9 protein-coding genes are annotated in these 9,122 nt (G+C 32.4%); 7 read left to right on the forward strand and 2 right to left on the reverse strand.

Annotation, left to right across the window (positions count from 1 at the left end; genetic code table 11):
- The 5 genes from IAA47_09420 to IAA47_09440 form a co-directional block, all read left to right on the forward strand.
- Positions 1–273, forward strand: a 273-nt coding sequence (locus IAA47_09420; protein MBU3843180.1) for a hypothetical protein, incomplete at its 5' end; no start/stop codon positions are given.
- Positions 273–656, forward strand: a complete 384-nt coding sequence (locus IAA47_09425; protein ID MBU3843181.1) for a cation transporter — start codon at positions 273–275, stop codon at positions 654–656. The genes IAA47_09420 and IAA47_09425, both read left to right, overlap by 1 nt.
- Before the next feature lies 1 nt (position 657).
- Positions 658–2,853, forward strand: a complete 2,196-nt coding sequence (locus IAA47_09430; protein ID MBU3843182.1) for a heavy metal translocating P-type ATPase — start codon at positions 658–660, stop codon at positions 2,851–2,853.
- 9 nt (positions 2,854–2,862) lie between these two features.
- Positions 2,863–3,618 carry a hypothetical protein gene (locus IAA47_09435; GenBank protein ID MBU3843183.1) on the forward strand — a complete coding sequence of 252 codons (756 nt, stop codon included), beginning with the start codon at positions 2,863–2,865 and terminating at the stop codon, positions 3,616–3,618.
- A gap of 18 nt (positions 3,619–3,636) precedes the next feature.
- Entirely contained in the window at positions 3,637–3,933 is a 297-nt protein-coding gene (locus IAA47_09440; GenBank protein MBU3843184.1) for a hypothetical protein, read from the forward strand.
- Positions 3,934–3,972: 39 nt separating this feature from the next.
- Here IAA47_09440 and IAA47_09445 read toward each other — a convergent pair whose 3' ends face one another.
- Entirely contained in the window at positions 3,973–4,452 is a 480-nt protein-coding gene (locus IAA47_09445; protein ID MBU3843185.1) for a dihydrofolate reductase, read from the reverse strand.
- Entirely contained in the window at positions 4,452–5,276 is an 825-nt protein-coding gene (gene thyA / locus IAA47_09450) for a thymidylate synthase (GenBank protein ID MBU3843186.1), read from the reverse strand. The genes IAA47_09445 and thyA overlap by 1 nt, the downstream gene beginning before the upstream one ends.
- 407 nt (positions 5,277–5,683) lie before the next feature.
- On the opposite strand from thyA, the gene adhE reads away from it, so the two are divergent.
- Positions 5,684–8,344 carry a bifunctional acetaldehyde-CoA/alcohol dehydrogenase gene (gene adhE / locus IAA47_09455; GenBank protein MBU3843187.1) on the forward strand — a complete coding sequence of 887 codons (2,661 nt, stop codon included), beginning with the start codon at positions 5,684–5,686 and terminating at the stop codon, positions 8,342–8,344.
- Positions 8,345–8,925: 581 nt separating this feature from the next.
- Positions 8,926–9,122, forward strand: a 197-nt coding sequence (gene tnpA / locus IAA47_09460) for an IS200/IS605 family transposase (GenBank protein ID MBU3843188.1), incomplete at its 3' end; no start/stop codon positions are given.

Raw genomic sequence — 9,122 nt, forward strand, 5'->3', positions numbered from 1 at the left:
ACATTGATAGGTGCTATATTGAATATTCTTGGATTGGAAGAGGAGGTTTTTGAAAAGAAAAACGGAAAACTTTTCTCTGGAATGAGAGAGATAGTTGAGAGTGTTGATTTTGCTATCTATAACAAAACAAAAGGAGTATTAGATCTTAAAAGTACTATAGCCCTTCTATTTATAGTCGTGGGAATAAGAAAAGTGAGACAAAACCCTATTTTACCAAATGGAGTGAATCTATTATGGTGGGGATACAATATCATATCTAAGGGAGGAAATTAGTGAATAGTCTATTAAAATCAGCTTTTTTATACTTTAATAAAATAAAAGTGGTACATAGTATACCAGGAAGATTAAGACTTCAAATACCTGGTTTAGATAAAGTTCCAGAGGATATGAAAAAGTATGAAAACTATACAACCAGTATAATAAAAATGGAACCAGGAATAGAGGAGATTAGCTACTCATATATAACAAGTAAGGTTCTTGTAAAGTACAATCCGCAACTAACAAATGAGAAAAAAATAGTGGATTGGTTAAACTATGTATGGAAAAAAATTGTAGAAAATGAAGATGTTTACAGTAAGATGTCAGTAGAGGAGATAGAGAGAAATTTAGATAAATTCTATGAAATCTTATGTAAAGAATTAAAGAAAGGAAGATAGAATGAAGGGAAGAACTAGTGGTCACCTTTTATACTGTGAAGTAGTTCATAAGATAAGAGGGAGAGTTCGTATAAAGTCTAAGGCATTAAAGTATTTAGGAAGATTAAAATCTGAAGTTGAAAAGCAACTAGAACAGGTTAGATACATAGAGAGTGCTAAGATAAGTAGTGTAACTGGAACAGTAGTCATATATTTTGATGATATAAATGTAACTGATGATAACTTAATAGCCCTTATTCAAAATACTTTAAATGTTTACTTAGTAGAGATATACAAAAATGAGAAGATAGAGAATAGTAAGAATATAGTTATTGAGAGAAAACTACAAGAGGAGTCACCAGAAGAGATCATAAAAAAAATGACTGCAGCTGGAATATTTTTAGTTTATAATATCTTTAAAAAAGCTCCTGTAGCCCCAGTTTTAGGATTAAGAAGACTATTTAATCCAAATACCTTAGCTGTACTTTCATTAGCAGCTCCAGTAATCTCAAATGGTTTAGGTTCTCTAGTGAAAAATAAAAGACCTAATGCTGATACTTTAAGTTCTAGTGCAATAATTAGTAGCTTACTTTTAGGTAAGGAGAAAACAGCTCTAACCATTATGATAATGGAGGAGTTTGCTGAACTTCTTACTGTATATACTATGAAAAAAACTAGAGGGGCTATAAAGGATATGCTAAGCGTAGGAGAGAACTATGTTTGGAAGGTAATGGAAAATGGAAGTATCCAAAAAGTAGCTATTGAAGAAGTAAGCAAAGGAGATAAGATAGTTGTTCAAACAGGAGAGAAGATAAGCGTAGATGGTGTAATTACAAAGGGAGAAGCCTATATAGATCAATCATCTATTACAGGAGAGTATATGCCTGTAACTAAAAAGGTTGGAGAGAGTGTCTTTGCTGGAACAATTATAAAAAATGGAAATATAACTATAGAGGCTGAAAAGGTTGGAGATGAGAGAACAGTTTCAAGAATTATAAAATTAGTTGAGGACGCTAATTTTAATAAGGCACAGATACAAAACTATGCAGATAACTTCTCAGCTCAACTTATTCCACTTAACTTTTTATTGGCAGCTATAGTTTATGGAACAACTAAAAATATTCAGAAAGCTATGAGTATGTTAGTTATAGATTACTCTTGTGGAATAAGATTATCAACAGCAGCAGCTTTTTCAGCAGCTATTAATACAGCAGCAAAAAATGGTATATTAATCAAGGGAAGTAACTATATAGAGGAGCTTTCTAAGGCTGATACTATCATATTTGATAAGACAGGAACAATCACAGAGGGAAAACCAAGTGTACAAACTATAAAGCTTTTAGATAAAAATATTGATGAGAATACAATGCTTGCCTATGCAGCAGCAGCAGAGGAAACTTCAACTCATCCATTAGCTGTAGCAATTTTAAATGAGGTAAAAGAGAGAGGATTAGAGATACCAAACCATACTGAAAATAAAGTTGTTGTAGCGAGAGGAATTGAAACAGAAGTAGCTGAGAGTGTAATCAGAGTAGGAAGTAAAAAATTTATGGAAGAGAATGGAATCTCTACTGAAAATTGCCATGATGAAGTTAAGGTGATATTAGGTAGAGGGGAGATTCTAATCTATGTATCTAAAGATAATAAATTGATAGGACTTATAGGGGTTACTGATCCACCTAGAGAGAATATAAAGAGAACTATAAATAGACTTAGAGGACAGGGAATAGATGAGATAGTACTATTAACTGGAGACTTAGAGCAACAAGCACAGACAATAGCTTCTAGAATGTCCATAGATAGTTATGAATCTGAACTACTTCCAGAGGATAAGGCAAGAAATATCTTAGCTCTTCAATCTAGAGGAAGTAATGTAATAATGATAGGAGATGGAATCAATGACGCTCCAGCTCTATCCTATGCAAATATCGGAGTAGCTCTAGGAAGTACAAGAACAGATGTGGCTATGGAGGCTGCAGATATAACTATTACAAAGGATGATCCACTATTGGTGCCAGAAGTGATAGGACTTTCTAAGAAAACTGTTAAAACAATAAAGGAAAACTTTGCTATGGCAATAGGGGTAAACTCCTTTGCACTGGTGTTAGGAGCTACAGGAATACTGCCTGCAATCTATAGTTCAGTTATACACAATATGAGTACAATTTTAGTTGTAGGAAACTCTTTGAAACTTTTAAAATACAAAATGAAAAACTAAGGTGAGGGAATGAAAAAACTCAATGTAATAATAATGCATAAGTTACCCAATAGAGTAAGATTGAAGCTATCAGAACCTATTAAGTCCTTTGAAACTTTTAAAGAGAATGTAACAAAGGATGGAGAGAGTATAGAGTTAAAATATACTCCAGTAACTAGAAGTATAGTGGCCACTTTTAATCCTGAAAAAGTTAACTTACAAGAGGCAATATACAAGATACTCACAGCTTTTTCTATTGAAAATGGAATGATGCCAGTTAAGTTACTTGAAGGGGTAGAGCAAAAGGCGATAGAGAGTTTTGCTATCTACTCGGGAGCTTCAATAGTTATGTCTGGAATAAATATGCTAATAAATAGAAATGATGAGCAACTACAAAATATAATGAATTGGTTCTCTATCTCTATGACTTCGGCAGCTATATTAGAGCATGCTTGTATTGAAACTAATAGAAAGGGTGTATTTGACCTAGAGATACTACCAGCTGTGTATTTGATAAAATCTTTCTTAAATACACCAAAACTTTCAATAGTGGCTATGATTTGGCTTACAACATTTGGTAGACACTTGATAACTACTAATAATGATGCTAAGGAAGTAAAATTCTTTAGAATTAAGAATAAACAGGAGAATAGAGATTACTATATAGCAAATGTTTCTGAAGATAATAGTATAGATAATATAGGGGATTTAATTTACCATGTATTCTTTAGAAAAAATAAAAATATGTCAAAAAATACAGAAAAGTATATAACAATAAATAAATAGTTAATAGGAGGTATTGCCATGTTCGGATACGGAATCGGTGGAAATGGAAAAATAACAAAAGCCCATGTAGTTGGAGCTGCAGTAGGAGTAGGAGTAACAGTATTAGGATACTACTTATACAAGAAAAATAAATCAAAGGTTGATGCTTTTTTAAGAAGTCAAGGAATTAATGTAAAATCATGTGACAGTGTAAACTATGAAGAGATGTCAGTAGAAGCTTTAACAGAAACAAAAGAGCACATTGAAGATATTTTAGCAGAAAGAGAATTAAATGGAGCTACTTGTGAAGCTTGTGAAGTAGCTGAAACAAAGTAATAAGATAAATAAAACTCAGGTAGGAATCCTACCTGAATTTTATTTTTTGTAAGTATAAGCTATAAAATCTTGGTACTCTTTTGTTTCAGCAATAGAATATCCAAACTCTTCTACTTTAGGAAAGTATAGAGGATCATTTGGGATACTAACTTCTATATGAGGTTTAAGTACAGAGATATAGATATTATCAAAGTTATATTTCTCTAAATAAGTTCTATATATAGTTGCCCCTCCACATACAAATATTTTTTTATTGCTATCTATATATTTTTCAATAATATCTTCAAAGTTATCCTTAGATGATACAACAATAACCTCTCTATTTTTTTTCATAAGTTCAATAGGAACACATTTGGCAGTATTTTTTCCAAAGATAACAACGTTGCCAACTGTTTTCTCTTTATAATAAGCTAATTCTTCCTTTGAATGCCAAAGAAGTCCATTGCCAGTGGGATTCTTATCTCCAATAAGATTATTTTTAGCAACACAGACAATCATGTTTATTTCAGGTTTACTCATTAGATAGCCACCTCGTAAGAGATTTTATCTCCATAGTTATAATTTTCAACAACCACATCATCAGGTTTGAAATCATAGATAGAAGTAAAGTTTTCTATCTTTAAAGTTGCCCCTTCAAACTCTTTTCTTTTAATCTGTTCAAGTAATACAGGCATATGTCTATCATAGATATGAACATTATGGATACTCCAGATAATATCGGCAGGTTTAAGTCCGCATTCTATAGCTACTAATTTATGAAGTACAGAGTATTGGAAGACATTGGCAACTAATCCAAGAGCAACATCACAGCTTCTTTGTCTTACTTCAAGATAAAGTTTATTTCCGATGACACTCCATTGAGTAAGATGTACACATGGAGTAAGAGCCATCTTATCCAAATCTTCAGGGACCCATATTTCAGTCATGATTCTTCTACTGTTAGGATTTTTCTTGATCTCGTTGATGATGTAATCAAGTTGGCTTTTGTAACCAAAAGTTTGCTTTGCTATCTGATATCCATAGGCTTTACCTATTGTACCATCAGCCATCTTCCATTCATCCCAGAATTTACACTTTAACTTATTTAACTCTTCAACATCATTGGATTGCATAATCCAGATCCAGTAAAGCTCTCTGATAGGGGCTTTGTTTGGAGCAAATCTTGTAGTGATAAGATGAGCTTCATCAGTTGAGTTATCTAATCTAAATTGATATCCTATATAACTTTTGTAGTGGGCAGGAGTACCATCAGCATACTTAGTTCTGACATTTCCCTCACTCCAAATTCCATCTCTATCAATTGTTTCAACGATATCTCTATATATTTTATCAAATTTTGCCATTGTAACCTCCAATAATTTTTTATAAATATTTTAACATAAAATTAGATAAAAAAACAGAGCTTTAGAGATTCTATTATTCAAAAATTAGTAGATAAAATTTTATCTAATTCTAAAAAGTTAGAATTCTAATTATTTTTCGAGCAATAAAATTTGAAAAGAGATTAAAAATAAAAAAAATATCAAAAAGTACTAAAAAAATAGAAAAAAATAGAAATAAATATCTTAAAATTAGGAAAAAAATAGAGTATTAATTAAGGCAACAATGAAGAGAAAGAAAGAAATTGATCATATAAAAGAGTAAAAATTAACCTTTTCAAAAAAAATAAAAAAAGTATCTTGTAATTTACTATAAAAACATGTTAAAGTAAGGACAACAAGTAAAGAAAGATATTTCATGGAGGGTATAAATGGCAGAGAAAAAAGTTGTTGAAGTAAAAGCACAAGCTGAATTAACAAACGAGCAAATAGATGCTCATGTAGAAGAGCTTGTGGGAAAAGCTTTAAAAGCATTAAATGAATTTGAAGGATTTACTCAAGAGCAAGTAGACCACATAGTAGCTAAATGTTCAGTAGCTGGACTTGATGCTCACGGAATATTAGCAGAAGCAGCTGTAAAAGAAACTGGAAGAGGAGTTTTCGAAGATAAAGCTGTTAAAAACCTATTCGCATGTGAGTATGTAACAAATAACTTACGTCACTTAAAGACAGTAGGAATAATCAACGAAGATAAATTGAACGGAATTACAGAAATAGCTGAGCCAGTTGGAGTAGTATGTGGAATAGTACCTACAACAAACCCAACATCAACTGTAATATTTAAATCATTAATATCATTAAAAACTAGAAACCCTATTATATTCTCATTCCACCCATCAGCACATGAGTGTTCTGTAATGGCAGCTAAAATAATAAGAGATGCTGCTATAAAAGCAGGAGCACCAGAAAACTGCATCCAATGGTTAGAAATGAAATCAATGTATGCAACAGAAGCTTTAATGAAGCATGATGGAGTAGCAACTATCCTAGCTACTGGAGGAAATGCAATGGTTAAAGCGGCATACTCTTGTGGAAAACCAGCTTTAGGAGTTGGAGCAGGAAACGTACCAGCATATGTTGAGAAATCATGTGTATTACTAAGAGCTGTAAATGATATCATCCTTTCAAAATCATTTGACAACGGAATGATTTGTGCATCAGAACAAGCAGCTATAGTTGATCATGAAATATATAACGAATTTATAAAAGAAATGAAACGTTTCAAAGTATACTTTGCAAACGCTGAAGAGAAAGCAAAATTAGAAAAATTCATGTTTGGAGCAACAGCTTACTCAGCAGAAGCACCAGCAGCTAAATTAAATGCAGCAGTAGTAGGAAAACCAGCTACATGGATAGCAGAACAAGCTGGAATAAAAGTACCTGCTGATACTCAAATAATATGTGCAGAATGTAAAGAAGTTGGAGTAAATGAGCCTCTAACAAGAGAAAAATTATCTCCAGTTTTAGCAATATTAAAAGCAGAAAGCACAGAAGATGGAATAGCTAAATCTGCAGCAATGGTAGAATTCAACGGATTAGGACACTCAGCTGCAATCCATACTCAAAATACTGAAATCTCTAAAAAATTCGGATTTGCATGTAAAGCAATCAGAGTAATAGAAAATGCTCCATCAACATTTGGAGGAATCGGTTCAGTATATAACGCATTTATACCATCATTAACATTAGGATGTGGATCATACGGACGTAACTCAGTTTCAAATAACGTAAGTGCAGTAAATCTATTAAATATAAAAAGAATAGGGAGACGTAATAACAATATGCAATGGGTTAAACTTCCACCAAAAATTTACTTTGAAAAAAACTCTATCAAATATCTACAAGATATGAAACAGATAGAAAAAGTTATGATCGTTACTGACAGAGGAATGTACAACTTAGGATACGTTAAGAAAATAGAAGATGTTTTAGCAGGAAGAAGAGATAAAGTAGATGTCGAGTTATTCTTCGATGTTGAATCAGATCCAAGCTTCGATACAGTAGAAAAAGGATTAGCATTAATGAACAACTTCAAACCAGATACAATAATCGCTCTAGGAGGAGGTTCTCCAATGGACGCGGCTAAAGTTATGTGGTTACTATATGAAAATCCAGATGTAAACTTTGACGATATAAAACAAAAATTCATGGATATCAGAAAACGTGCTTTCAGATTCCCTGAATTAGGTAAAAAAGCTAAATTAGTATGTATTCCTACAACTTCAGGAACAGGATCAGAAGTAACTCCATTCGCAGTTATCACTGATACAAAAGAAAACAAAAAATATCCATTAACTGACTACTCATTAACTCCAACTGTAGCAATAGTTGACCCAGAGTTAGTAATGAGCTTACCAGCTAGTATAGCAGCAGATACAGGAATCGACGTATTAACTCACGCTGTAGAGGCTTACGTATCAATCCTAGCTTCTGACTTCACAGATGGATGGGCTAAACAAGCAGTTAAATTAGTATTTGACTACTTAGAGTTATCAGTTAAAGAGGGAGCTAACCACCCTTGTGCAAGAGAAAAAATGCATAATGCATCTACAATAGCTGGAATGGCATTCGCAAACGCATTCTTAGGAATGAACCACTCTCTAGCACACAAAATCGGAGGAGAATTCCACATCCCTCACGGACGTACAAACGGAATCTTATTACCACACGTAATCAGATACAACGGATCAATTCCTACTAAATTAAACATTTGGCCAAAAATAGAAAACTATAAAGCAGATGTTAAATACATGGAATTAGCACAATTAATCGGATTAAATCCAAAAACTCCAGCTGAAGGGGTACAAATGTTTGCTGACGCTTGTGAAGAGTTATGTCAAAAAGTTGGAGTAGCATCTAACGTTAAATCTCAAGGAATAGCTAAAGAAGCTTGGGATGAAGCTATCCACAGAATGGCTATGAACGCTTACGAAGATCAATGTACACCAGCTAACCCAAGAATGCCAATGGTTAAAGATATGGAAGAAATCTTAAGAACTATCTGGGATTACAAAAGTAAATTCGCTAAATAATTAAGAATTGAAATATAAAGCTAATTAGTGATAGAGGAGTCATTAGACTCCTCTATTTAGTTATAAGGAAGAAGGAAAAAAACGACAGAAAAAGAGAGAGCTAAATCGGGAGAGTTATATGATGCTAATTATGATTCAGATTTAATTAAGTATTGAAATTTATAATATATTATGTTATACTTTTAGTACAAGAAGGTGTCCCACAGCCTATATATGTGGAACGATATTTTTAAGTTGGCGTTTCAGTGCCATTAAAAGAGAACGATACTGTTGGCGTTTCACTGCCACTAAATGTGAACTATATTTTTAAGAGGGTAAGAGCAATCTTACCCTTTATTTTAAGGAGAAACTATGAAATTTTATTATATAAAAAAAGAATATTTAAGACAAATAGATAATAGAATAATGTTAGAGAAAGAAGCTTATGATTCAAATTTTAAATTTGCTTTAGGAGTTGTTTTAACATAATGGGCAAGAAGTCGCTCACCTCTATAGGTGGTGCGATGAATTGCCCTATTGTTTTTTAGAAAATAAAGTGGTATAATCAAATCAGTAGATATATAAAAATAGAAGTAAAAACAATGATATTAGATAGTAATTCTCATTCAGTGTTTTCGCTGTATTATCACTTGGTTCTTGTTGTAAAATATAGAAGAAATGTATTCGATGATACAATATCTGATTTTGCTAAAGAGATGTTTGTAAGAATTGGAAGCTCATATCACATTACCTTAGTACAATGGAATCACGATAAAGACCATGTGCATATAATGTTCAA

The organism is Candidatus Fusobacterium pullicola (assembly GCA_018883725.1).
Classification (GTDB): Bacteria; Fusobacteriota; Fusobacteriia; order Fusobacteriales; family Fusobacteriaceae; genus Fusobacterium_A; species Fusobacterium_A pullicola.